This window comes from Allobosea sp. NPDC055353 (assembly GCF_053644975.1).
In genome coordinates, this window is record NZ_JBSHMC010000002.1 from 1,498,890 (window position 1) to 1,522,203 (window position 23,314).

General features: G+C 64.6%; 26 protein-coding genes, 1 tRNA gene and 1 pseudogene. 6 read left to right on the top strand and 22 right to left on the bottom strand.

From position 1 onward, the window contains the following. The first annotated feature begins 161 nt into the window (after positions 1-161). Entirely contained in the window at positions 162-1,601 is a 1,440-nt protein-coding gene (gene pyk, locus ACWIEX_RS20425) for a pyruvate kinase (protein WP_454034787.1), read from the top strand. Positions 1,602-1,780: 179 nt separating this feature from the next. Here pyk and ACWIEX_RS20430 read toward each other — a convergent pair whose 3' ends face one another. Continuing rightward, positions 1,781-2,434: a tetratricopeptide repeat protein gene (locus tag ACWIEX_RS20430; protein WP_454034788.1), complete on the bottom strand. Its 654-nt coding sequence runs from the start codon at positions 2,432-2,434 to the stop codon at positions 1,781-1,783. A gap of 139 nt (positions 2,435-2,573) precedes the next feature. Continuing rightward, complete coding sequence (gene ykgO / locus ACWIEX_RS20435; protein WP_038363015.1) at positions 2,574-2,699, bottom strand: type B 50S ribosomal protein L36; 126 nt, start codon at positions 2,697-2,699, stop codon at positions 2,574-2,576. Positions 2,700-2,943: 244 nt separating this feature from the next. Here ykgO and ACWIEX_RS20440 point away from each other — a divergent pair, with 244 nt between their 5' ends. Beyond that, the gene (locus ACWIEX_RS20440) at positions 2,944-3,153 is read left to right on the top strand and encodes a hypothetical protein (RefSeq protein WP_454034789.1); all 210 of its coding nucleotides are present in this window, start codon (positions 2,944-2,946) and stop codon (positions 3,151-3,153) included. 261 nt (positions 3,154-3,414) lie between these two features. After that, positions 3,415-3,491, top strand: a tRNA-Arg gene (locus tag ACWIEX_RS20445). On the opposite strand, the gene ACWIEX_RS20450 is transcribed toward ACWIEX_RS20445, so the two are convergent. The 7 genes from ACWIEX_RS20450 to trbG all read right to left on the bottom strand — a co-directional run bounded on the left by ACWIEX_RS20450 (position 3,462) and on the right by trbG (position 8,657). Continuing rightward, positions 3,462-5,120: a recombinase family protein gene (locus tag ACWIEX_RS20450; protein WP_454034790.1), complete on the bottom strand. Its 1,659-nt coding sequence runs from the start codon at positions 5,118-5,120 to the stop codon at positions 3,462-3,464. The two genes, ACWIEX_RS20445 and ACWIEX_RS20450, sit on opposite strands and share 30 nt — an antisense overlap. A gap of 2 nt (positions 5,121-5,122) precedes the next feature. Next, entirely contained in the window at positions 5,123-5,515 is a 393-nt protein-coding gene (locus ACWIEX_RS20455; RefSeq protein WP_454034791.1) for an HVO_A0114 family putative DNA-binding protein, read from the bottom strand. After that, positions 5,512-5,865: a toxin-antitoxin system TumE family protein gene (locus tag ACWIEX_RS20460; protein WP_374480883.1), complete on the bottom strand. Its 354-nt coding sequence runs from the start codon at positions 5,863-5,865 to the stop codon at positions 5,512-5,514. The genes ACWIEX_RS20455 and ACWIEX_RS20460 overlap by 4 nt, the downstream gene beginning before the upstream one ends. Further along, a complete protein-coding gene (locus tag ACWIEX_RS20465) occupies positions 5,862-6,179 on the bottom strand; it encodes a hypothetical protein (protein WP_374480885.1) in 318 nt (105 codons plus the stop codon). Before ACWIEX_RS20465 ends, ACWIEX_RS20460 begins: the two co-directional genes overlap by 4 nt. Positions 6,180-6,313: 134 nt before the next feature. Further along, positions 6,314-6,535, bottom strand: a complete 222-nt coding sequence (locus tag ACWIEX_RS20470; protein ID WP_374480887.1) for a DUF2274 domain-containing protein — start codon at positions 6,533-6,535, stop codon at positions 6,314-6,316. Positions 6,536-6,537: 2 nt separating this feature from the next. After that, positions 6,538-7,665 (bottom strand): TraB/TrbI/VirB10 family type IV secretion system protein, encoded by a 1,128-nt coding sequence (locus ACWIEX_RS20475; RefSeq protein ID WP_374480889.1) that lies wholly within the window; start codon positions 7,663-7,665, stop codon positions 6,538-6,540. Continuing rightward, the gene (trbG, locus tag ACWIEX_RS20480) at positions 7,665-8,657 is read right to left on the bottom strand and encodes a P-type conjugative transfer protein TrbG (protein WP_374481081.1); all 993 of its coding nucleotides are present in this window, start codon (positions 8,655-8,657) and stop codon (positions 7,665-7,667) included. Before trbG ends, ACWIEX_RS20475 begins: the two co-directional genes overlap by 1 nt. An 18-nt stretch (positions 8,658-8,675) precedes the next feature. On the opposite strand from trbG, the gene ACWIEX_RS20485 reads away from it, so the two are divergent. Beyond that, entirely contained in the window at positions 8,676-9,053 is a 378-nt protein-coding gene (locus ACWIEX_RS20485) for a nuclear transport factor 2 family protein (RefSeq protein ID WP_374480891.1), read from the top strand. A gap of 5 nt (positions 9,054-9,058) precedes the next feature. Here the strand turns inward: ACWIEX_RS20485 and trbF are convergent, their stop codons facing one another. From trbF to ACWIEX_RS20540, 11 genes are all read right to left on the bottom strand, one after another. Next, positions 9,059-9,748: a conjugal transfer protein TrbF gene (trbF, locus tag ACWIEX_RS20490; RefSeq protein ID WP_374480893.1), complete on the bottom strand. Its 690-nt coding sequence runs from the start codon at positions 9,746-9,748 to the stop codon at positions 9,059-9,061. Continuing rightward, a complete protein-coding gene (gene trbL / locus ACWIEX_RS20495) occupies positions 9,745-11,106 on the bottom strand; it encodes a P-type conjugative transfer protein TrbL (protein ID WP_374480895.1) in 1,362 nt (453 codons plus the stop codon). Before trbL ends, trbF begins: the two co-directional genes overlap by 4 nt. A gap of 2 nt (positions 11,107-11,108) precedes the next feature. Further along, on the bottom strand, positions 11,109-11,375 hold the full coding sequence (gene trbK-alt / locus ACWIEX_RS20500; RefSeq protein ID WP_066809360.1) for a putative entry exclusion protein TrbK-alt: 267 nt from the start codon (positions 11,373-11,375) through the stop codon (positions 11,109-11,111). Positions 11,376-11,389: 14 nt separating this feature from the next. After that, positions 11,390-12,166, bottom strand: coding sequence for a P-type conjugative transfer protein TrbJ (gene trbJ, locus ACWIEX_RS20505; protein ID WP_374480897.1), 777 nt, complete (start codon positions 12,164-12,166; stop codon positions 11,390-11,392). Then, positions 12,163-14,655 carry a conjugal transfer protein TrbE gene (gene trbE, locus ACWIEX_RS20510; protein ID WP_374480899.1) on the bottom strand — a complete coding sequence of 831 codons (2,493 nt, stop codon included), beginning with the start codon at positions 14,653-14,655 and terminating at the stop codon, positions 12,163-12,165. Before trbE ends, trbJ begins: the two co-directional genes overlap by 4 nt. A 10-nt stretch (positions 14,656-14,665) precedes the next feature. Next, on the bottom strand, positions 14,666-14,947 hold the full coding sequence (locus ACWIEX_RS20515; RefSeq protein WP_374480901.1) for a VirB3 family type IV secretion system protein: 282 nt from the start codon (positions 14,945-14,947) through the stop codon (positions 14,666-14,668). Then, a complete protein-coding gene (locus ACWIEX_RS20520) occupies positions 14,947-15,279 on the bottom strand; it encodes a TrbC/VirB2 family type IV secretion system protein (protein WP_193730279.1) in 333 nt (110 codons plus the stop codon). Before ACWIEX_RS20520 ends, ACWIEX_RS20515 begins: the two co-directional genes overlap by 1 nt. Continuing rightward, positions 15,276-16,271, bottom strand: coding sequence for a P-type conjugative transfer ATPase TrbB (gene trbB, locus ACWIEX_RS20525; protein WP_374480903.1), 996 nt, complete (start codon positions 16,269-16,271; stop codon positions 15,276-15,278). The genes ACWIEX_RS20520 and trbB overlap by 4 nt, the downstream gene beginning before the upstream one ends. A 147-nt stretch (positions 16,272-16,418) precedes the next feature. Continuing rightward, entirely contained in the window at positions 16,419-16,898 is a 480-nt protein-coding gene (locus ACWIEX_RS20530) for a CopG family transcriptional regulator (RefSeq protein ID WP_374480905.1), read from the bottom strand. A gap of 10 nt (positions 16,899-16,908) precedes the next feature. Next, positions 16,909-18,897 (bottom strand): conjugal transfer protein TraG, encoded by a 1,989-nt coding sequence (locus tag ACWIEX_RS20535; protein WP_374480907.1) that lies wholly within the window; start codon positions 18,895-18,897, stop codon positions 16,909-16,911. A 125-nt stretch (positions 18,898-19,022) separates the two neighbouring features. Continuing rightward, the gene (locus ACWIEX_RS20540; RefSeq protein ID WP_018426322.1) at positions 19,023-20,003 is read right to left on the bottom strand and encodes a LysR family transcriptional regulator; all 981 of its coding nucleotides are present in this window, start codon (positions 20,001-20,003) and stop codon (positions 19,023-19,025) included. Positions 20,004-20,181: 178 nt separating this feature from the next. On the opposite strand from ACWIEX_RS20540, the gene ACWIEX_RS20545 reads away from it, so the two are divergent. Together ACWIEX_RS20545 and fabF are read left to right on the top strand one after the other, a co-directional pair. After that, positions 20,182-20,691 (top strand): winged helix-turn-helix transcriptional regulator, encoded by a 510-nt coding sequence (locus tag ACWIEX_RS20545; RefSeq protein WP_374480909.1) that lies wholly within the window; start codon positions 20,182-20,184, stop codon positions 20,689-20,691. A 4-nt stretch (positions 20,692-20,695) separates the two neighbouring features. Next, a complete protein-coding gene (gene fabF, locus ACWIEX_RS20550; RefSeq protein ID WP_374480911.1) occupies positions 20,696-21,958 on the top strand; it encodes a beta-ketoacyl-ACP synthase II in 1,263 nt (420 codons plus the stop codon). 34 nt (positions 21,959-21,992) lie between these two features. On the opposite strand, the gene ACWIEX_RS20555 is transcribed toward fabF, so the two are convergent. Together ACWIEX_RS20555 and ACWIEX_RS20560 are read right to left on the bottom strand one after the other, a co-directional pair. Beyond that, positions 21,993-22,943, bottom strand: coding sequence for a LysR family transcriptional regulator (locus tag ACWIEX_RS20555; protein ID WP_235841859.1), 951 nt, complete (start codon positions 22,941-22,943; stop codon positions 21,993-21,995). A 56-nt stretch (positions 22,944-22,999) separates the two neighbouring features. Beyond that, positions 23,000-23,314, bottom strand: a pseudogene (locus ACWIEX_RS20560) (tetracycline resistance MFS efflux pump); the annotation flags it as partial.

Below are 23,314 nucleotides of genomic sequence, written 5' to 3' on the forward strand. Positions count from 1 at the left end.
GGGGCCATGGTCTCGGCATAAGGTGATGATCGACGCGAGGCCTGGCCGGGCCTGCGGACAAGAACCGGAAGCGAGGCCCGGCAACGGGCAGACCGCGCTCCATGATGGATGAAAGGGTGCGGCCGGAGGCGTATGGGCTTGCCGATCGCAGGGGAAGAGCAATGAAGCGCGAACGCCGGATCAAGATCATCGCCACGCTTGGCCCCGCCTCCGCGACCGAGGAGATGTGCGCAAAACTGTTCGAAGCCGGCGTCGACGTGTTCCGGATCAACATGAGCCACACCCAGCGCGAGACGCTTCAGGAGAAGGTCGCGATGCTGCGCGGTCTGGAGGGCAAATTCCGCCGCCCGGTCGGCATCCTCGCGGACCTGCAGGGCCCGAAGCTGCGCGTCGGCCAGTTCGGCGGCGACGGCGGCGTCATGCTGGCGAAGGGCGCGCGATTTACGCTCGATTCCGACCCCGCCCCCGGCGATGCCAAGCGCGTCCACCTCCCCCATCCCGAGATCCTGAGCGCGCTCGAGCCCGGCCACCACCTGATCCTCGACGACGGCAAGCTGCGCCTCGTCGTGGAGAAGGCCTCGGACAAGGCCGCCGTGACCAAGGTGTTGATCGGCGGGCGGCTGTCGTCGCGCAAGGGCGTCAGCCTGCCCGACACCACCATCGCCGTCTCGGCCATGACCGAGAAGGACCGCGCCGATGCCGAGGTCGCGGCCGAGGTCGGCGTCGACTGGATCGCGCTCTCCTTCGTGCAGCGGCCCGAGGACATGGCGGACTTGCGCAAGATCGTGCGCGGCCGGGCGCTGGCGCTGGCCAAGATCGAGAAGCCGCAGGCCGTCGCGCGCATGGAGGAGATCATCGACGCCTCCGATGCGATCATGGTCGCGCGCGGCGATCTCGGCGTCGAGATGCCGCTCGAGCAGGTGCCGGGCACGCAGAAGCGGCTGACCCGCATGGCCCGCCTCAAGGGCAAGCCGGTCGTGGTCGCCACCCAGATGCTGGAAAGCATGATCACGAGCCCGGTCCCGACCCGCGCCGAGGTCTCCGACGTCGCCACCGCCGTTTTCGAGGGCGCGGATGCGGTCATGCTCTCGGCCGAGAGCGCCGCCGGCCAGTATCCGATCGAAGCCGTGACGATGATGAACCGCATCGCCGAGGAGGTCGAGGGCGATGCGGTCTACCGCTCGATCCTCGAATCGCAGCGCAACGAGCCCGAGGCCACCGGCGCCGACGCCATCGCCAAGGCCTCTCACGAGATTGCGGAGACCCTGAACCTCAAGGCGATCTGCGCCTGGACCTCATCGGGCTCGACCGCCTTCCGCATCGCCCGCGAGCGCCCGAACTCGACGGTGATCGCGCTCACCCCGAACCGCGCCACGGCGCGGCGGCTGACGCTGGTCTGGGGCGTGCACGCGATCGTCACCAAGGATGCCAGCGACGCCGACGACATGGCCTTCCGCGCCTGCAAGTTCGCGGTGCGCGAACATTACGCCAAGCTCGGCGACCGGATCATCGTGGTGGCGGGCGTGCCCTTCGGAACGCCCGGCGCCACCAACATGGTCCGCATCGCCTTCGTCGCCCAGGAGCATGTCGAGAAGGCTTAAAGGGCAGGACCAAGGGGTCCCGGCGTTCTTCCGCCAACCACCGACTGTCATTCCGGACAAGCCGCGAAGCGGCGCTGATCCGGAATCCATCCTAGAACGCTGCGCTCTTTGATGGATTCCGGGTCGAGCCCGGAATGACGGTGTGTTTCCGTGTAAAACCTGGAGCGACTCAGCGGCGCTCAGGCGTCCCGCCCGTCGACCTCGGTCTTCAGCGCATCGACCGCCTTCTTCACGGCGTCGAACTGCGGGTAGATCTCCAGCGCCTTGCGGAACGCTGCCATTGCGGCCTTGTCGTCGCCCTGCTGGCGCAGGATCATGCCCAGCCCCATCATGGCGCCGTAATGGCGCGGCTCGCGCTTCAGCGTCTCGCCGATATCGAGCATGGACCGGATCGAATCGCCGAGGAGGTAAAGCGCATTGGCGCGCTGGTTCCAGGCCTCGGCCCAGTCCGGCTGCAGGCTGATGACGCGGTCGAGCAATTCGATCGCGAGCTCGTTCTGCTTGTCCTTCAGCGCCTGCTGGGCCCGGGTCATCAGCAGGTCCGCCGTGTCGGAGCCGGAGCGAGCCCAGCGCCGCTGGATCAGCCTGGCGACACCCTCGGCCTCTTCCTGCGTCGCCGCATCGTGCAGGCGCTGGAACAGCCGCTCCAATGTCGCCGCCGGGCTGCGCTGCGGCGCGCTGGGAGTAACCGGATTATCCACCTTGTCGTCGGGCACGACGGTGCCCGGTCGCGACGGCGGCACCGGCTGAGCCTGGGTCGCCCCGATCGCAAACGGGCCGGCTGAGGCCAGCAGCAGCGCGAAGACGGCAGGCGCGGTGCGAAAACGGATCATGGTCGCAACTCTAGCCGCCACCGCCGCCTCGTCAAATCACAGCCGGGCGAGCGCACAACGCAAAGAGCGGGCACGCCATCGGCGTCCCGCTCTTTAAAATCCCAACCGAGACAGTTGCGCGACCGCAGTCGCGCAAGTCTCAGCCCTGACGCGCCTTGAAGCGCTTCTGGACCTTGTTGATGATGTAGACGCGGCCCTTGCGGCGCACGAGCTGGTTGTCGCGATGACGTGCACGCAGCGACTTCAGCGAATTACGGATCTTCATCGTCTCAACTCCATCGGCCTGCCCTTGCGAGACGGGCCGGTCAAAAACCTTCAGTCTGCGACGCGGACCGTAACGGTCCTCACCGCCCATGCAATGGTGCGACTGATGCGATGCCGGCTGTATACGGATTTTTCCGTGGATCGCAAGTGCGATCGCGGCCCGGCCGGCAGGAAATCCGCTTTTCCTCCTCCGGAACCTGGACGACAAGATTGCGTTTCGAGCCTCGCTCACACGGAGAACCGCCATGCGCCTGCCCCTTCTCGCCTCGATCCTCACCGCAACCCTGGTGCTCGGCGCCTGCGGCAACACTGTCGAACAGCGCATCGGCGGCGCAGCCGTGGGTGCCGGCACCGGCGCAGTCGTCGCCGGGCCCGTCGGCGCCGTCGTGGGCGGCGCGGCCGGCGCCGTCTCCGGTCCCTCCGTCGTGCGCGCCACGCGCCGTGCGACACGCTGATCGGGCCCAGACCCTTGCCCGCAGGCCGGCGCTCACGCGCAGCCTGCGGGCACGTCGCGGCGCCCGGCCCGGCTCCTGGCCGACCAGGCCGCTCCGGCCTCATGACCAGCCAGAACCACCCGTGTGCGTCGACCCGAACCCGCTCAGAGGCCGATCACAACAATTCGATGACTTCTCGATTTTGAGGGTTGCCAAGACGAAATGGACCGGCTATCTCCCCCGTCATCAGGCCGGACGCAACGCGTCATGACGCTCTGAGACGCGCCCGTAGCTCAGCTGGATAGAGCATCAGACTACGAATCTGAGGGTCAGAGGTTCGAATCCTTTCGGGCGCGCCATTTCAGTACAGAACTATGAACGCCGAACGCCGCCGTTTCTACGCTAGAGGCGGCGACCAGCGTTCGCAGCAATTCCGACTTCGATCCCATGATGCGAACCTCGTCGTCGGCAACCTCGACGCGCTGCGCCAGGGCGCGCAGGTGGTCGCGGCGATAGCCGCCATCATCCAGCCGTATCCGTTCACGAGCCTTGCGGGCGAACCTCTTGAGCATGTCGGGGCTGACGCCCTGATCGCCTGAGCTATCGAGCGCGAGCTGCGTGCGCTCTGCGTCGGCGGCGGCTTGATCCCGCAAAGCCTTGAGTCCGGCTATGCGCTCCTTCGCCACCGCATCGTCCTTGTCCACCATGCCCGATTCGATGGCGTCGTAGAGACGGCCGAGCCGCTGGTCGGTTTCGGTGATTCGTCTGTGAAGCTCGGCCAGATGCTCGCGGCGGCGCTCGGTGCGCTCCTGCCGCCGGTCGATGACGCTGGCGAGGACGGTTTCCAGTCGCTTGGGCAGGAGCAGGCGATCCCCGATATAATCGGCGACAAGTTGGTCCAGCTTGTCCATTGGGATCGTGCGGCCCTTGCAGCCGGTCTTGCCCTGTCGGGCCTTTGTCGAGCAAGTGTAGTAGCGGTATGTCGCGCCCGCGCTGCCCCGGCCGGTGCGCAGCGTCATCGCGCCCCCGCATTTGGCGCAGAAGCAAATGCCGGTCAGAAGCGTGGGGCCACTCGACACGCGCGCGGGTGTCACCATGGGATTGCGGGATTTGAGGCGGGCTTGCACCGCATCGAAAATCTCGCGCTCGATCAAGGGCGGCACCGCCATGATGGCGACTTCGCTTTCGGGCTTCTTCTCCCGATCCTTGTGCGAGCGGGTGTTGAACCTGTGCTCCCCGATATAGGTGGTGCGGGTCAGAATGGCGTGGATTTGCGCCAGCCCCCAGCGTCCGCCGTCTCGGGTGAAGATGCGGCGCTCGTTGAGGTAGGTCGCAATGGCCTTGACGCCCATCGCGCCGGCCGTGCCGTCGCCTTCAAGGAACAGGCGATAGATCAACCGCACGGTGTCGGCGTGCAGCGGGTCGATCTCCAGTTTCTTCTTGATCTTCGATCCACGCTGCTCGGCCGCGACGATGCGGTAGCCGATGGGCGGCCGTGCGCCGTTCCAGAAGCCTTGCCGGGCGTTCTCGTTCATGGCGCGCAGGACGTGCTTGGCGTTCTCCTTGGATTGATATTCGTCGAATAGCGCCATGATCTGCCGCATCATCTGGTGCATGGGATCGTCGCCCATCTCCTGCGTGATAGACACGAGCTTGACGCCGTTCTTCGCCAGCTTCCTGACGTAGAACTCCATCTCGAAGTGATCGCGGAAGAAGCGCGAGAAGCTATGCACCACGACAATATCGAAGGGCGCGGGCTTTGACGTGCCCGCCTCGATCATGCGCTGGAACTCGGGGCGCTTGTCATTGGTGGCGGTTGCGCCCGGTTCAACATAAGTCTCAACGAGCTGATAGCCGCGTTGCTCGCAATAGGCTTCACCCTGCCGCTTCTGGTCGGGAATGGAAATGTCATGCTCGGCTTGCCGGGCAGTCGAGACGCGCAGGTAGAGGGCGGCGCGGGCGGTAGTGGTTGGGTTGTGAATGTTCATGGTCAGCCTCCCATAGCTTTCTTTGCCTTGGGGCGGTCGATCAGGGGCAACGCCAACTCCACCCGGTCATGCACCACCTTAGGCGAAAGCTTGCGCCCATGCCCCGGTTCAAGCCGCACAAGGCCGTAGCTCTCCATGGTTTTCAGGGTGCGTGACAGATTGGAGCCGGCCCGGCCGGTAATTTCCGCCAGTTCCTCCAGTGAGGCCGGGGCTTTCTCGGCGATGATGCTCAGTAGCTCGCGGTTGCCGGCCGACAGCACCTTGGCGAAGGATTCGGTCGAGGTGAACCACACCTTCGGATCGCCGGGCGCGGGCTTTTCCTCGCCGCGCGCGATCCGCATGGTGCGCGCCTTCATTTCTTCATAGTCGGCAATCCCGACTTTCAATGTGGTCATAGGGCACCTCGCTCCTTCAACACCGCGTCCACCGCCTGCCAGAAGTCGGCCAGCAGCGTGGCCGCATCCTCGTAGGCGTAAGGCTTCACGGTCTGGAGGCGGTGCCGATGGTCCATCGGCTCGCCGCGTCTGCCTCGGCCGACCGGATGGGCATTGTCGAAGCCGACCAGCCGTTCGCCCGAAGGCCCGTGAAGCGTGAGCGAGTAATCGAGACCGTGCGGCTTTTCCGGCGAGGCCGGAACGCGGGTGACGACGAACTTCACCCAATGGCCGCCCTCGGGATCGACAAAGAGCATCTGTCCGTCGAGGTCCAGAAGCGTGTCGAGGCCCGGATCACGATGCCCGCTCAAGTTCTTTTCCTATCAGTCTGTGATAGGTATTGCAAGCCGTCATTCGGCTTTCTCGGGTTCAAGAGTTCGTCGAACACATCGCCGAACCAACGCTCAAACACGTCAATCTCGGCTTCGGTGACGGGAACGTCTTCGGGCCAATCGTCGGTGATACGCATCCTCTGTCCATCCGGGCCGAGAAGTGGCATGTCGCCGGTTCGCGCCCGGTCGTCCGGCGTAGGATCGTCGGCGTAGTCGAACAGATCGTCGGGAAGTGGTTCGGGGATCGACTGTCGCGGTCGCCCTTTGCGGGCGCGGCGGCGCTCTGCGCACATGGAATCCTCCTTGGTTCTGGCGGATTCCGGGGCGCTATAGGCCCCGGAATTAGGCGAACCATGGAGGGCAGTCGGCGGCCTGTAGCGTGCCGCATTTGCGCCTATGCGCTGGCGGCACCCCTGCCGGAATGGGGTTAGCTGGAGGCTCGCCGCGCCTTGGCGAAACCGCGATCCGTGGCGATGAAGTGTTGAAGCATCGGAACGATGAGCTTGGCGGGATCGGCAACGGGCTGGCCGCTCTCGCGGGCCAGTACCTCGGCATAGGCGATCAGATCGCGGTGAGGCGGCGCGGGCAGTTCCACCGTCACCTTGACAGGCTTGTCGTCGGGCAGCGGGCCGAGTTTCAGTTTCGTCATGGTCAACCTCCTGCCGGCTCGAACACAAGATCGCGGGTGACGATGATCCTGACCGGGAAGCCGGGCCGGATGGTGAGCGTCGGCGCAACCTGCAACTGGCGCTGGACGATCTGCTGGCCCGCCTGATTGACGGTATCCTGCGCGCCGTCGCGGATAGCCCGGATAAGCCGGTCCTCGTCGCTCGTCGCCAGCTCCGTGCCGACTGCGAGCAGCGTGGATAGCCCTGCGGCCTTCATCAGATCCCACCAATGATAATCGACGCCATCCTCAAGGCCGGCATAGCCGCTGGCATCCGCGCCCGGCAGGCGCTCCAGAACTATGGAACGGCCGCCCGGCAGGATCAGGCGATTCCACACCAAGAGCACCCTGCGCTGGCCGAAGGTCACGCCGTCATCGTATTGACCGATGATGCGCGTTCCCTGCGGGATCAGGAGCAGCGAGCCGGTTGGGCTGTCATAGACGTTCTCTGTCACCTGCGCGGTGATCTGGCCGGGCAGATCGGAACGGATGCCGGTGATGAGCGCGGCCGGGATCACGGCCCCGGCCTGAAGGATGTAGGGCGAGGCCGGCGGCGTGACGCGATCCGGCGCGAGGGTCTGCCGATCCACCGGCCCGTTGAGAAACGCCGCGTGGCGATCCTGTGTCGCGGGCTGCCCGCCGAGGCCAAGCCCGGCAAGGCCGGGCATGGCCGTTCCTGCCGGCGCACCTGTGCGCGGGCCGGACTGGAAGAACACATTGCTCAAGCGCGCGGCTTCTTCCTCGGCGCGGCGGCGTTCTTCCTCTGGATCGACGGCGGGCGTCGCCATAACGGGCGGCGCGACTGGTTGTCCCCGGTTCTGCGCGTCGAGAATGGGGCGGCCCAAATCTCCGGGCAGCGCGGGGCCGAGCACCGGCCCGCTATAGTCGCTCGGCAGGCCCGCCAGCCCATCGGCAGTTTGCCGGTTGTTGGTCGAATAGAGTTCTTCGCCGCCCGGTCCTGCGTCGCGGGTCTGGAGCGCGTAGATCAGTGCGCCGCCGATGCCGAGCAAGGCGACCGCGCCGACGCCTGCCAGCATCTTGCGCGACAGGCGGGTGACGCGGGGCGATTCAGCGCGCAGGCGCATGGGGGCTGCGGTATTGGTATCGCTCATTAGGACGATCCTCCCGTGGTCGTGCTGGCTGGTTCTGCTGCGGCCTGCGTCGGGTTGGTGCGGACGATCCTGACGACCTGCTGGCGGTTGCCGCTGCCAAGGCGCAGCTCGGCCGCGCCGAACAGGCGGTCCACGATCAGGACGTTCTGGTGGATGCGGGAATTGACGATTTGCGGCTCGCCGTTCGCGCCAAGCACGAAGATCGGCGGCATTTCGCCCTGCACGATCCCGGCCGGGAAGACGACATAGACGCGGCGGCCATCGTCGAAGACGGAGACGGGCCGCCACGGCGGGCTGTCGCCCTGCACCTGCAATCCGTAGCGATAGTTCCGCGCCGCCTCGGCCGGGATGATCGGCGCGGCCGGAACGGTCTGGCGCTGGCCCGGCGTTGCGGGATAGGCCCATGCCACGGCGGGCATGTAGAGCGATTCCCGCGCGCGCAGCTCGAGCATGTAGGTGCGCCGGTCGGTGGTGACGACAAGGTTGGTCGAAATGTCCGGCCGCGTCGGCTTCACGAGAATATGGACACGGCGGTTTGCGCCGCTGCCGCTCTCGGTGTCGCCGATGATCCAGCGGGCGGTGTCGCCCGCCGCAATCGGCCCCGCGCCTGTCAGGCTCTCGCCCGGCTCCAGCGCGATCGTCGTGATCTGCCCGACTGCGGCATAGACCTGATAGAGCGCGCCTTCCGACCACGGATAAATCTGGATGGCGTTGTAGTAACCTTCGCGGCGCGGCTCGACGCGAGCGGCTGCATTGGCGTTCTCGACGCGGCCGGTCGGCGTGCCGGCAGCCGTGCCGCCGCGTGCGACGGTCCATGCCGGTGGCGTATGCAACGGCCGGGGCGTGTTGTCGGCTGCTGCCGCCTGCACGGTCGGCAGCGGCGGCACGCTTGCATCGTAGCTGAATTGCGGCGTCCGGTTGGTGGCGCAGCCTGCCAAAGTAATTGCAAACGCCGTCGCAAAAATCGCATAGGTTAGCGACTTCAGGATCAGTAAGGAGGAATCGACAGAATGGATTCTGTGCCGACGATTATTGCCCGGTATATCGACGCCTACAACAGGATGAATGTTCAGGCGATGCTCGACTGCCTGTCGGGCGACGTTCGGTTTATCAACAGATCGAACGGAGAGACGACGAACGAAACGCACGGGATCGAGGCATTCCGCGCGCTGGCGGAACAGGGCGTCCAGTTGTTTGCTGAAAGAGAACAGACGATCCTCGACTGTATCGCGATAGACGACCGTGCAGCCGTGCGCATCGGCTATCGCGCCAAGGTCAAGACCGACCTGCCCAATGGCTGGAAGGCCGGGCAGGAGATCGAGATGACGGGCACCTCGTTTTTCATGATCTCCGAGGGAAAGATCAGCGAGGTGATTGATGCAAGCTGAAGTTTTCATTGGCTCATCTCTCGCGACCACGAAATTGCATTGACGTAGATGCCAAGGGGATTGGCGCGCAGTCGCTCGGCATCGCGCGGGGTCTGGATCACGATGGTCAGGATGGCGGTCCATCGCTCGGTCGTGGAGAGCTGGCCGTTCTCGTAGTGCCGCTCCACCCACGACACGCGGAAGGAATCCGGCGATGCCCGGATGACCGATGACACTTCGATGGCGACCTGTTGGCGGCCAACCTTGGTGAAGGGGTCATTGGCGCGGGCGTAGTCGTTCAATGCCGCCGCGCCGCGATCCGTGGTCCACTCATAGGCGCGAAGCCAGTTCTGGCGGACAATGATCGCGTCGGCCGGGATCGCGCGGACCTGCTCGATGAATCGGCCGAGATGGAAAGCAATCTGCGGATCGGTCGGCCGATAGTCGGCATTGGCGGGCGCGACGGTCTGCGCCTGACCGAGATCATCGAGTTGCACTACCCACGGCACCACGGTCCCGCGCGCGGACTGCCACACCAGCGCCGAGGCGAAGCCGGCCGAAAGGATCAGCGAACCGAACGCCATGAGCCGCCAGTTTTTCGCCTGCACGCGGGCCGAGCCGATACGCTCGTCCCATGCCTGCGCCGCCTTCTGATAGGGCGTCTCGGGTTCGGGCGATTTGCCGTAATGGGTGGCTGGTCGTTTGAAGATGCTCATGAGCGGTCACTTTCGGAAAGGTTGATGGAGGAACCAGAACCGTGGCCGTCGCCGGAACGCACCGCATGGGCGGTCATAGTGGTGCCGTGGTTGAGGGCCTGCGAGCGGCGCATCTGCTGCGCCCATGCGGGCGGGCTGCCGACCGGGCCGGACGCTGCTGCGGCGGGATTGGCGTTCGTGCCGCCGACCGTGCCCATGGTCGAGCTGCCGCCCGACGCGCCGAAACCGGCTTTCGCACCAGCGGAGTAGCTGGATTTGACGGATTCGCTGGCGCGCGCGGCGGCGCGTTTGAGGGGCGAGATGGCCGCCGATCCTGCGGCTCGCGCGACGCCGCCGAGGCCGGAGGCGACACCGGCCGCACCGGACTGGCCGAGCGCGCCGACGCTATAGGCTGCGGTTGCTGCGCCCGCGGCCGTCGCGCCGCCGCGGACGGCCGCGGTCCCACCGGAGAGGGCGGCAGCACCACCTTTGGCGGCGAGCATGGCCCCGCCGCCAGCGGCGACGCCTGCACCTGCGACCGCAAGGCCGGTTCCCACGGCTGCGCCCGCGCCGAGTTGCGGGCCGCCAGAGACGATGCCGTTGGCGATACCGGGACCGAAGATGCCGAGGCCGAGCAGAGACAGCGCGGCAAGCACAATCGCCATGGCCTCGTCGATGGTCGGGGTTGCCCCGCCGAAACCGGCCGTGAATTGCGAAAACAAGGTGCTGCCTATGCCGATGATGACGGCGAGCACCAAGACCTTGATGCCGGACGACACTACGTTGCCCAAAACCTTCTCGGCCATGAACGCGGTCTTGCCGAACAGGCCGAAGGGGATCAGCACGAAGCCGGCCAGCGTGGTCAGCTTGAACTCGATCAGCGTCACGAAAAGTTGGATCGCCAAAATGAAAAACGCGAGCACCACAAGCGCCCACGCGAACAGCAGGCACGCGATCTGAATGAAATTCTCGAAGAAGGCGATCCAGCCCATCAGGTCGGAAATGGAATCGAGCAGCGGCCGGCCGGCATCAAGGCCGGTCTGCGCCACGCGGCCCGGCCGCATCAGATCGGAAACGGAAAAGCCGGTACCCGACGCCATGAGGCCGAGGCCGGCGAAGCTCTCGAAGACGATGCGGGCGAGGTTGTTCCAATTGCTGATGATGTAGGCGAAGACGCCGACGAACAGCGTCTTCTTGACCAGCCGCGCGATAATGTCGTCATCTGCGCCCCATGCCCAAAAGAGCGCGGCGAGCGTCACGTCGATGACGATCAGCGTCGTGGCGATGAAGGCGACCTCGCCGCCGAGCAGGCCAAACCCCGAGTCGATGTAGGAGGTGAAGACCCCGAGAAAATTGTCGATGACGCCCGTGTTGCCCATGGTCAGCGCGCCTCGCTGCGATCACGGCCGAGGAAGCGGTCGCGGGATTCCGCCCACGCGGCGAGGCAGCCGGCGTCGCTGGCGGCGGCCTCGCCGAGCTGCTGGCAGCGGCGCAGGGTTTCGCGCAGGGGATCGGCCGGGGGCTGGAAGGCCGGCGCAGGGGGCGGCGCGGAAGGTTCATCCTTCCGCGCCATGTCGATTGCGGTCGCCGTGACGGCGATGGCGATGAACACCACGGCCCCGAGCCGGGCCAGCATCTTGCCGTCCATGGCGAGCCTCCCGGTCAGTTGTTGCCGTTGTTGAACATCTGCGCATTGCCCGGCTGATAACCGCTGCCCGGCGTCAGGAACCGTTCGCGCTGGATACGGCCCTGCTCGGCGGCGGTCGCGCGTTCCGCCTCGGTCAGCGCATCGGCGCGGCCATTTGCCGAGATGACCGCGATCAGGTCGGAAAGCTGCTGCGACTGGAGGGCGAGAAGCTGGTTGCCGGCCTGCGTGGCTTGCAGCGCCCCGGTCGCGCCCTGACTCTGGCCGACCAGCGCGGCCATCTCGGCGCGGTTGGTGTCGATATTGCCGACCGCGCCCGCCTGCACGCGCATGGCGTCCTGCAAACCGCCAACCGTGTTCTCCCAGCGGCCGCGCGCGTCGGCGACCAGTTGGGCGTCGGTCGCCGATAGCGAGACATTGCCATATTGCTGCTGGAACGCTTGGTCGATCTGCCCGACCTCGAAAGCGATGTTCTGCGCTTGGCCGAGAAGCTGCTGCGTGCGCTGGACGTTCTGCTGGAGCTGCTGGAGCGACGAATACGGCAGGCTCGCCAGATTACGGGCCTGATTGATGAGCATCTGCGCCTCGTTCTGGAGGCTGGTGATCTGGTTATTGATCTGCTCCAGCGTGCGCGCTGCCGTGAGCACGTTCTGCGCATAGTTGCTCGGGTCATAGACGATGCGGCCGAAGCCGAATTGCGCATGGGCCGGGCCTGCCAGCATGGGCGAAAGCGCGACGGGCACGGCGAGCGCCAGCGCGAGGGCCGAGGCCCCGACGATCTTGGGATAGGTCATGGAAGAATCTCCTGTGTGGGGTGGGTATCGAGCCGGGCCGGCGCGGCGGATTCCGGCCGGTCGGCAAGATTGGTGAGGTTGGGGATCAGGTCGGCAGCCCAATCGACGCCGCGCTCACGCAGCCATGCGGCGAGGAAGCCGTCGCGGCCGTGTTCGGCGACGATCTGCGCAATGAGGGTCTGGTCGGATTTGGCGGATGCGGCGCAGAGCGCGAGGCCGACTTCGGACAGGCCCAACTCGAACAGGCGATTGCCCCTGCGGCTTTGGCAGTAGTAATCCCGCTTGGGCGTAGCCCTTGCGAGGATTTCGATCTGCCTGTCATTCAATCCGAACCGCCTATAGATCGCGGTAATCTGCGGCTCGATGGCGCGCTCGTTCGGCAGCAGGAGCCGCGTCGGGCAGCTCTCGATAATCGCGGGCGCGATGTTGCTGCCGTCGATGTCGGACAGGCTTTGCGTGGCGAAGATGACGCTGGCGTTTTTCTTGCGCAGCGTTTTAAGCCACTCGCGGAGCTGGCCGGCGAAACCCTCGTCGTCGAGCGCAAGCCAGCCTTCATCTATGATGAGTAGCGTGGGGCGGCCGTCGAGCCGGTCGCCGATACGATGGAACAGATAAGCGAGCACGGCGGGAGCCGCGCCGGTCCCGACCAGCCCCTCGATCTCGAACGCTTGCACGTCCGCCGATCCCAAATGCTCTGTCTCGGCGTCGAGCAGCCGGCCATAGGCACCGCCGACGCAGAACGGCCGGAGCGCCTGTTTCAGATCGTTGGATTGCAACAGCACCGCAAGGCCGGTGATCGTGCGTTCTTCGACCGGCGCGGAGGCGAGCGAAGTCAGCGCCGTCCAAAGATACTCTTTGACCTCGGGCGTGATGGCGATGCCTTCGCGCATGAGGATGGCGGCAATCCAGTCCGCCGCCCATGCGCGTTCATAGGTGTCGTGGATGCGGGCAAGTGGCTGGAGCGAAACGGACGCCTCGTCCCCTTCCGTGAGGCCACCGCCCAAATCGTGCCAATCCCCGCCCATGGCGAGCGCGGCGGCGCGGATGCTGCCGCCGAAGTCGAAGGCGAAGACCTGCGATCCCGCATAGCGCCGGAACTGCAAGGCCATGAGGGCAAGCAACACGGATTTGCCCGCGCCCGTGGGCCCGACGACAAGGGTGTGGCCTACGTCGCCGACATGGAGACTTAGCCGGAACGGGGTTGAGCCTTCGGTCTTTCCAAAGAGCAAAGGGGGCGCACCGAAATGCTCGTCCCGTTCCGGCCCCGCCCACACCGCCGAAAGCGGGATCATGTGGGCGAGATTCAAAGTGCTGATGGGCGGCTGGCGGACATTCGCGTAGGCGTGTCCGGGCAGGCTGCCGAGCCATGCGTCAACCGCGTTGACGCTCTCGGGCATGGCGGTGAAGTCGCGGCCCTGAACGATCTTCTCGACCAGGCGCAGCTTCTCTTGCGCCACGCGCGGGTCGGCATCCCAAACGGTGACGGTCGCCGTGACGTAGGCCATGCCCGCCACGTCCGCCCCAAGCTCCTGCAACGCCATGTCGGCGTCGAGCGCCTTGTTGGCGGCGTCGGTGTCCACAAGGGCGGACGCCTCGTTCGTCATCACCTCTTTCAAGATCGCGGCGACGCTCTTGCGCTTGGCGAACCATTGGCGGCGGATGCGGGTCAGCAGCCGGGTCGCATCGGTCTTGTCGAGCAGGATCGCGCGCGTGCTCCACCTGTAGGGGAACGGCAGCCGGTTCATTTCGTCGAGCAGGCCCGGCGTCGTCGCGGTCGGTAATCCCACGATGGTCAGGACGCGCAGATGCGCGTCGCCAAGGCGCGGCTCCAGCCCGCCGGTCAACGACTGGTCGGCGAGCAGCGCGTCGAGGTGCATGGGCACCTCGGGCACGCGCACGCGATGGCGGTTGGTCGAGATGGTGGAATGGAGATAGGTCAGCGTCGCGCCGTCATCCATCCAACGGCACTCGGGCATGAAGCCGTCGAGCAAGGCCAGCACGCGGTCGGTGCGGTCGATGAAGCCGCGCAGCAGCTCCCACGGGTCCACGCCTGCTTTCTCGCGGCCCTCGTAAAGCCATGTCTCGGCGCGGGCGGCTTCCTCGGCCGGGGGCAGCCAGAGGAAGGTGAGGAAGTAGCCGGACACGAAATGCGCGCCCGCTTCCTCGAAACCGGCTTTGCGCTCTGCATCGACCAGCGCCGACGCGGGATCGGGAAACATACTGTCGGGATAGGTCGCGGCCTCGCTGCGCTGCGCCTCGACGAAGATGCTCCAGCCGGAGCCGAGACGGCGCACGGCGTTGTTGATGCGGCCGGCGACGGCGACCAGCTCGGCCGCGACGGCGGAATCCAGATCAGGACCGCGAAACTTCGCCGTCCTCTGAAAACTCCCGTCCTTGTTCAAGACGACGCCGGAGCCGACCAATGCGGCCCACGGCAGATAATCGGCGAGCCGGGTGGCGGTGCGGCGGTATTCTGCAAGGTTCATCATGGCCGCGCCCTCACACCGCCAGATGGCCGGGGATGCGGAGATGCCGCCTCCCGACCTCGACGAATTGGGGATCGCGCTTCGCCGCCCACACGGCCACGAAATGGCCGATGGCCCATAGCGCGATGCCGACCAGCCAAAGGCGCAGGCCGAGGCCCACGGCCCCGGCCAGCGTTCCGTTCATGATGGCGATGGAGCGCGGTGCGCCGCCGAGCAGAATATGCTCGGTCAGCGCCCGATGGACGGGGACCGTGAAGCCCGGCACCGCGTCGAGCTGTTCGAGGCCGCCCGCCATCAAACGAGCGCCCCGCCGCCGAACGAGAAGAACGACAAAAAGAAGCTCGACGCGGCGAACGCAATCGACAGGCCGAAAACGATCTGGATCAGGCGACGGAAGCCGCCGCTGGTATCGCCGAAAGCGAGGGTTAGGCCGGTCACGATGATGATGATGACGGCGATGATCTTGGCGACCGGCCCCTCGATGGACTGGAGGATTTGCTGCAAGGGCTGCTCCCATGGCATCGACGAACCCGACGCATGGGCGGCCGGGGCGAGCATGAGACTGATGGCAAGGGTGGATGCGGCGGTCGCGGCGAAACGATAGCCGCGCGAAATCGTGCGGATCATGAAGATTCTCCTGTGCTGGTGGGGATTGCCAAAGGGATGGGATGCGTGATGCGATAGTCGCCGTCCGGCCCCAGCCCCTCGACGCGGGCAAGCTCGGCAAGCCGGCGCGCGGAACCGCGCCCGGAAAGGACGGCAACAAGGTCGATTGTCTCGGCGATCAGGGCGCGCGGGACGGTGACGACAGCCTCTTGGATGAGCTGTTCAAGGCGACGGAGTGCGCCAATGCCGGTGCCTGCATGGATGGTGCCGATGCCGCCCGGATGGCCGGTGCCCCACGCTTTCAGAAGGTCGAGGGCTTCCGATCCGCGCACCTCGCCGATGGGGATGCGGTCGGGGCGCAGGCGCAGCGAGGAACGGACCAGATCGGAAAGCGTCGCCACGCCGTCTTTCGTTCGCATGGCGACAAGGTTGGGCGCGGCGCATTGCAGCTCGCGCGTGTCCTCGATGATGACGACGCGATCCGCCGTCTTCGCCACCTCGGCGAGCAGCGCGTTGGTCAGCGTGGTCTTGCCGGTGCTGGTGCCGCCCGCCACGAGGATGTTGGCGCGGGTTGCGACGGCTTCACGCAGCGTTTCCGCCTGATCGGCGGACATGATGCCGGCGGCCACATAGTCGTCGAGCGTGAACACCGCGACGGCGGGCTTGCGGATGGCGAAGGTCGGGGCGGCGACCACGGGCGGCAAAAGGCCCTCGAACCTCTCGCCGCTCTCCGGCAGTTCGGCCGAGACGCGCGGGCTGCGGGCATGAACCTCCGCGCCGACATGATGCGCGACCAACCGCACGATGCGTTCGCCATCGGCGGCAGACAGCCGTTCGCCCGTGTCGGAAAGCCCTTCGGACAGCCGATCCACCCAAAGGCGGCCATCCGGGTTCAACATCACCTCGACCACGGCCGGGTCTTCGAGCAACCGGGCAATGGCGGGGCCGAGCGCGGTGCGCAACATGCGCGCGCCGCGCTGGATAGCTTCCTGTCTGTGGTGGTTGGTGGTCATGTCAGCCCCGGCTTCTGGCGAGGGCGCAACAGACGGTCCCCGCAACGGGGTCGATTAAGAAAGCCCGGAATTGGGCCGGTTCAACAAGTATCTAAGCGGCGGCGGCAATCGGCGGCCATCGGCGGTAAATAGGACGGGTCCGAATACTTACTCTTGATCGCCGTTGCTCTCGGATTCGTCCGGCAACGGATCGTCGGGAAGTGAGTCGAGGTCGCGCGACAGCTCTTTGAGGAACCTGTCGCCGGTCGCCAGACGCCGGCCGAGATTCTGCATGAAGCCCTCGAACCGCTCCGCGCCTTTCGCGCGGGCAGCGGATTGTGCGGCTCCCGTAAGCGGCGGCGTGATGGTCATCCAGAAATGGATGAACTGCGCGACCGTCTCGCCGAGGACGGCGAGATCTAGGTCGAGCGTGTCGATCTGGCGGCCGAGTTTATCCAAGCGGCGAGACATGGCGGCTTCAAGCTGGTCGTCGGCATCGCCGGACAGGTAGGACATGACCGCCGCCTCCACGATGGCGGATTTCGAGACGTTGCGGCGCAGCGCCACCGAGCGGCGCAGCGCCATCGCCTCGATCTGCGGAATGAGCGCGGGGTCGAAATAGATATTCAGGCGGGTTCTGGTTGCCATCGGCGTGTCCTCAAAGGTCGATTCCGTCATCGGGGTTCATCGCCACCTGTCGCGCCACCATCCTCATGCGCTGGCGCATGGCGCGGGCCTTGGCCGCGTCAACGTCCGGCTCGTCGTCCAGAAACTCGAACTCCTGTTCGGGCGACGGCGGCGGGGCGACGATTTCCTCTTGGCTTGGCAATTCCGGCTCGCGGCGGATGCCGGCATTGGCCGGATCGCCCTCGGCCCCGTCTGCGGCGGCCGGCGCGGAATGGCTTTCCGCCGCGACGACGCGGCCGGACCAATCATCGGCGGATGGGCTGGGCGCCAGCGGAGCGGCGACCAGATCGGGCGGGGTCAGGATGCGTTCCTGAAACCGTGCGTCCTCGTAGTATCGGGCCTTGGTCGCGCGGATCGGCGGCGTGCCCGCGACCATGACGATTTCATCGGTGGGCGGAAGCTGCATGATTTCGCCCGGCGTGAGCAGCGGCCGCGCCGTCTCCTGCCGCGACACCATCAAGTGACCTAACCACGGGGCTAGGCGGTGCCCTGCGTAGTTGGTGGAGTCGCGCAGCTCGGTCGCCGTGCCTAATGCGTCTGAAACACGCTTCGCCGTCCTTTCGTCGTTCGTGGCGAAGCTGACGCGGACGTGGCAGTTGTCGAGGATCGCGTTGTTCGGGCCATAGGCGCGCTCGATTTGATTGAGGCTCTGCGCAATCAGAAAGCCTTTGATGCCGTAACCCGCCATGAAGGCGAGCGCCGATTCAAAGAAGTCGAGCCGGCCAAGCGCCGGAAACTCGTCCAGCATCAACAGCAACCGATGCCGCTTGCCGGAGGTGGTCAATTCCTCCGTTAACCGCCTGCCGATCTGGTTGAGGATCAGGCGGATAAGCGGCTTGGTGCGGTTTATGTCGGACGGCGGCACGACCAGATAGAGCGTGACGGGCTGGCGGCTGCCGACCAGATCGGCAATGCGCCAATCGCATCGCGCCGTCACCCGCGCCACCACGGGATCGCGGTAGAGGCCGAGAAACGACATGGCGGTGCTCAATACGCCCGACCGTTCGTTCTCGGATTTGTTCAGCAGTTCGCGGGCCGACGACGCGATGACGGGATGAACGCCGGCCTCGCCAAGATGCGGCGTATCCATCATGGCACGCAAGGTCGCCTCGACCGGACGGCGGGGATCGGACAGGAAGTTGGCGACGCCCGCCAAGGTCTTGTCCTTCTCCGCATAGAGAACATGCAGGATCGCGCCGACCAGCAGCGAATGGCTGGTCTTTTCCCAATGGTTGCGCTTGTCGAGACTGCCTTCGGGATCGACCAGAATATCCGCGATGTTCTGCACGTCGCGGACTTCCCATTCCCCTTGCCGGACCTCCAGCAGCGGGTTGTAGGCCGACGATCTGGCGTTGGTCGGATCGAACAGCAGCACGCGGCCATGCTTCGCGCGGAAGCCCGCTGTCAGCGTCCAGTTCTCGCCCTTTATGTCGTGAACGATGGCGGATGCCGGCCATGTCAGCAGCGTCGGCACCACCAGCCCGACACCTTTGCCGCTGCGCGTCGGGGCGAAGCATAGGACATGCTCGGGACCGTCATGGCGCAGATAGTCCCGGTGGTATCGGCCGAGCAGGACGCCATCGGGGCCGAGTAATCCGGCTGCGCGGATTTCCTTGTCCTCGGCCCATCGTGCGGAGCCGTAGGTGGCGACGTTGCGCGCCTCCCGTGCCCGGATGATCGACATGAGGATGGCGGCGGCAATGGCGAGGAAGCCGCCCGATACGGCGATGATGCCGCCCTCGACGAAGATCGTGGGCGCGTAGGCGTCGAACGAAAACCACCACCAGAAGAAGGCCGGCGGGTAGTAGATCGGCAGGCCCGCCAGCTCGAACCATGGATTGCCAAGCTGGGGCTGGAAGCCAAGGCGGAACGCTACCCATTGCGTCGCCGCCCACGTCATCACCAGAACGATGGTGAAGACGACAGCGATCTGACCCCAAAGGATTCGGCCTCCGCGCAATGCAGGCTCCAGTCGGCAAAAGAGACGGAGCCGATCAGAGAGTAGGCAAAATCGGGACGGGCAACAGGAAAGAGGCTGCCGGAGGGCTGCCGGATACTATCGGCGGCAAATAGGACGGGTTGCCTTCACCGACACCCGGCCGGGTGATCGCCGCTGCGCAACTGGCCGGGCGAATCGCCGAAACGCCTTATATTGTTTGCAAGGTTGAGCAGGTTTTTCAACGCGGCGCTGCGGCTGAATGGCGACCAGACGGCGGTAAAGGCGACCGGCTCTGGCTCATCGGCAAAGGGCAGGAAGACGATGCCGGTTGTTGGCAATAGCGCCGTGGCCGCTCCGGCGAGGGTGATGCCAAAGCCCTGTCCAACCATGGATAACAGAGTGCCGCGCCCCACATCGAAACGCTGGATTGACGGCGAAGGCCAGCGCCCGGCAAAGCGCATCACGATATGATCGTGAACCTGCGGACCGGTGCCACCATGACGAACAAGGAACGTTTCGCCCGTCAGATCGGCCCAAGTAATTGCCTGCTGTCCAGCAAGGCAATGCCCCTCCGGCAATACGGCCATCAATGTTTCGGTCCATATGCGCCGGGAATGGCAGTCCGGCAGTTCGGGCGCACCCGCTACGAACGCCACGTCCAGTCGGTTGGCGCGAAGCTGCATGACCGCATCGCGTGCCGTGCCCTCGGCAATCTCAACCTCGATGCCGGGATGGTCTTCCCGATACTGCCCGATCAGCTCGGCGGGGAAGCTACCCGGAATCAGGGCATGGACACCGATGCGCAAGCGGCCACATTCTCCCGCCGCCGCCACGCCAGCCGTCTTCACCGCATGGTCCAGTTGATCGACGCCTGCCGCTATCCGCTCGACGAAGTGGTGTCCGGCCTCGGTCAGTCGGACGCCGCGCGCGTGACGCTCGAACAGGAGGACGCCAAGGTCTTCTTCCAGCGCCTTCACGCGGGCGCTGACGCTGGATTGCGCTACGCCGAGCGCATTGGCCGCGTGGCGGAAGTTCAGATACTCAGCGACGGCAAGCGTCTGGATCAGCGATGCGAGGGGGATGCGCGAGCCGAGCGTGGTCGGCACGCCCCATGGGCAACCATTCATCGGTGCTGATCGCCGCCGTCGCATCGCTCAAATGCCACTACAGTACTTCATTGCACGCCGTAGCGGACGCAGTTGCTTGGCTTCCTTAGAATGACGCATTGGATTGCCCCCTCCCTCTATGTCGCCTACTACGCACAAGTGACTTGCATGATGGAAGTTACACCATTATGGATGTGTCATGCAACGAACAAGCTTTCTGTCATTAGAGTGTCCCGCAGCCCGAGCGCTGGAAAGCGTCGGTGACTGGTGGAGCATCCTGATCCTGCGGGACGCCTTCCAAGGGTTGAGCAAATTCGATGAATTCGAGAAGAATCTCGGTATTTCCGCGAACATTTTGGCGAGGCGATTGAAACATCTCACAGCCGAAGGGTTGTTTGAAAGGCAACGATACAATGATCATCCGCCTCGATTTGAATACGTCCTTACCGACAAGGGGCGAGATTTCTATCCGGTAGCAATCGCCCTGTTTGCATGGGGAAACCGGAACCTTGCGCCCAATGAAATAGCCATGCGCCTTGGCGACAGAGCAACCGGTAGGGAACGAAACGCCATCATAGTCGATGCGGATACTGGAGAAAAAATCACTCCTGAAAACACGGTTCTTCTAGCAGGCCCAGCGGCAACGGAAGAAACGATGCGCGTCATAAACCGCGTGAAGCGGATAAGCTCAGAAAAAGAAGCGGAATAATCCAATGCGTCGAATTGTTGTGACCGGCATGGGTTTAGTCGGCCCCCTTGGTTCCGGGGCTGAAATAGGCTGGAAAAGACTCCTTGACGGGAAATCGGGAATTAGGAGTTTGCCCGATGAAATCTCCAACGATCTGCCGGTGAAAATCGGGGGAATCGTTCCTAGCCAGATTGAAGATTCCGAAGCCGGTTTCGATCCCGATTTGATCGTTGACGCAAAGGATCAACGAAAAATGGATCGCTTCATTCTGTTTGCACTTGCGGCCGCGAAGGAGGCTCTTGAAACGGCGGGATGGCATCCCACAAGCGACTACGAACGTGAGCGCACGGCGACAATTATCGCCTCTGGTATAGGCGGGTTTCCTGCAATCGCTTCGGCAGTTCGCATAACGGATACACGGGGAGCACGGAGGCTCTCACCCTTTACCGTGCCATCGTTCCTCGCCAACCTCGCGGCAGGACAGGCTACCATTAGGTATGGATTTACAGGCCCAATTGGCACGCCTGTAACCGCCTGCGCTGCCAGCGTTCAGGCCATCGGCGACGCCGCGCGGCTGATACGCTCCAACGAGGCGGATATCGCTCTGTGCGGCGGAGCAGAAGCTTGTATTGACAAGGTTAGTCTCGGGGCATTTGCCGCCGCGCGAGCACTATCCACCGGCTACAATACTACCCCGGAACTGGCGTCGAGGCCGTTCGACACCGAGCGCGATGGTTTCGTAATGTCTGAAGGGGCGGGTCTGATCGTCATAGAAGAATTAGAACATGCCCTCGCTCGGGGTGCCAAGCCCATAGCGGAATTGGTGGGATACGGCACAAGCGCCGATGCACATCATATGACTGCCGGTCCAGAGGACGGCCGAGGCGCGGCCCGTGCGATGGAAATTGCACTCCAGAGTGCCGGGTTGAAGGCAATCGATATTCAACATTTGAACGCTCATTCGACCTCCACCCCCGTAGGAGATCGAGGAGAAATTGCCGCGATAAAATCCGTGTTTGGCAATCATGATGTGGCCGTAAGCGCCACGAAATCGGCGACGGGGCACCTACTTGGTGCCGCAGGTGGTATTGAGGCAATCTTCACGATACTCGCCCTACGGGATCAAATCGCTCCCCCCACGAGAAACTTAGAAAACCCCGATCCTGTTGCCGCAGGTATCGACCTAGTTCACCAATCTGCGCGGCCCATTCTCATGGAACATGCCATTTCCAACGGATTCGGCTTTGGCGGCGTTAATGCAAGTGTCGCTTTCCGGCGATGGCAATAACAGTCCCGGACGGTGCTTCCGCGACCACTTCGGCTCACGCCCTCGCTATCCGTGGCAGTACCGAATTCGTGCAGACCTGCCGGCCCATGTCGTTGGCGAGACTGAGCAGGTTACGAAGCGCCGCGCTGCGGTTGGACGGCGACCAGACAGCCGAGAAGGCGACCGGCTCCGGCTCGTCGGCGAAGGGCAAGAAGACAATGCCGGTTGACGGCAACAGCGCCGTGGCCGCACTGACGATGGTGATGCCGAAGCCCTGTCCGACCATGGACAGCAGCGCGCCGCGCCCCACGTCGAAGCGCAGGATCGACGGCGCGGGCCAGAGTCCGGCATGGCGCAGCACGATATGGCTATGAACTTGCGGGCCAGTGCCGCCATGCCGAACAAGAAACGTCTCGCCCGCCAGATCGGCCCATGTAACGGCCGACCGCTCGGCGAACGGATGCCGCTCCGGTAACACCGCCACGAGCGGTTCGGTCCATATGTGGCGGGAATGGCAGTCGGGCAGCTCGGGCGTGCCGGCCACGAACACCACGTCCAGCCGGTCGGCGCGAAGCTGCATGACCGCATCGCGGGCCGTACCTTCGGTCATTTCGACTTCAACGCCGGGGTGGTCTTCGCGGTATTGGCCGATCAGCTTTGCGAGGAAGCTGCGAGGGATCAGGGCATGGATACCGATGCGAAGCCGGCCGCTTTCTCCGGCTGCCGCCATGCCGGCGGTCTTCACCGCATGGTCGAGTTGGTCGATGCCTGCGGCTATCCGCTCGACGAAGTGGCGTCCGGCCTCGGTCAACCGAACACCCCGCGCATGGCGCTCGAACAGAACGATGCCAAGGTCTTCTTCCAGCGCCTTCACGCGGGCGCTGACGCTGGATTGCGCCACGCCGAGCGCATTGGCGGCGTGGCGGAAGTTCAGATATTCGGCGACGGCGAGAGTGTGAACTAAGGTCATCATCGGCACTCGCCCCGAGAGGAGATGATGGCTCAACGGATTTAATCCGTCATTCCTCGTAAGTCTACGCATACCAATTCGCCATGACTCAATCACAATGAAGTTGCGAAAGGTCTGCGTAGTATTGGCAGACATATTAAATAGAGAATCGCGCCGACAATCCAAACCCAACCGTTCCATGCTCCTATGGTGGCAGAATAGAGTGCCGTGAAGCCAAGCGGTCCCGCGATAGAGCTTAGATTGGTGAGGCTTGTAAGCGTTCCCTGTAAAGCTCCTTGCTTGTTACTGCTGACATTGTTTGAGAGCATTGCCTGCAAGGCCGGCATGCCAACACCTCCGGCGGCAAGCAGCAACAAAATCGGGAACACCATCCATCCCTGCGTGGCAAAAGCCAGAAGAATGAAGCC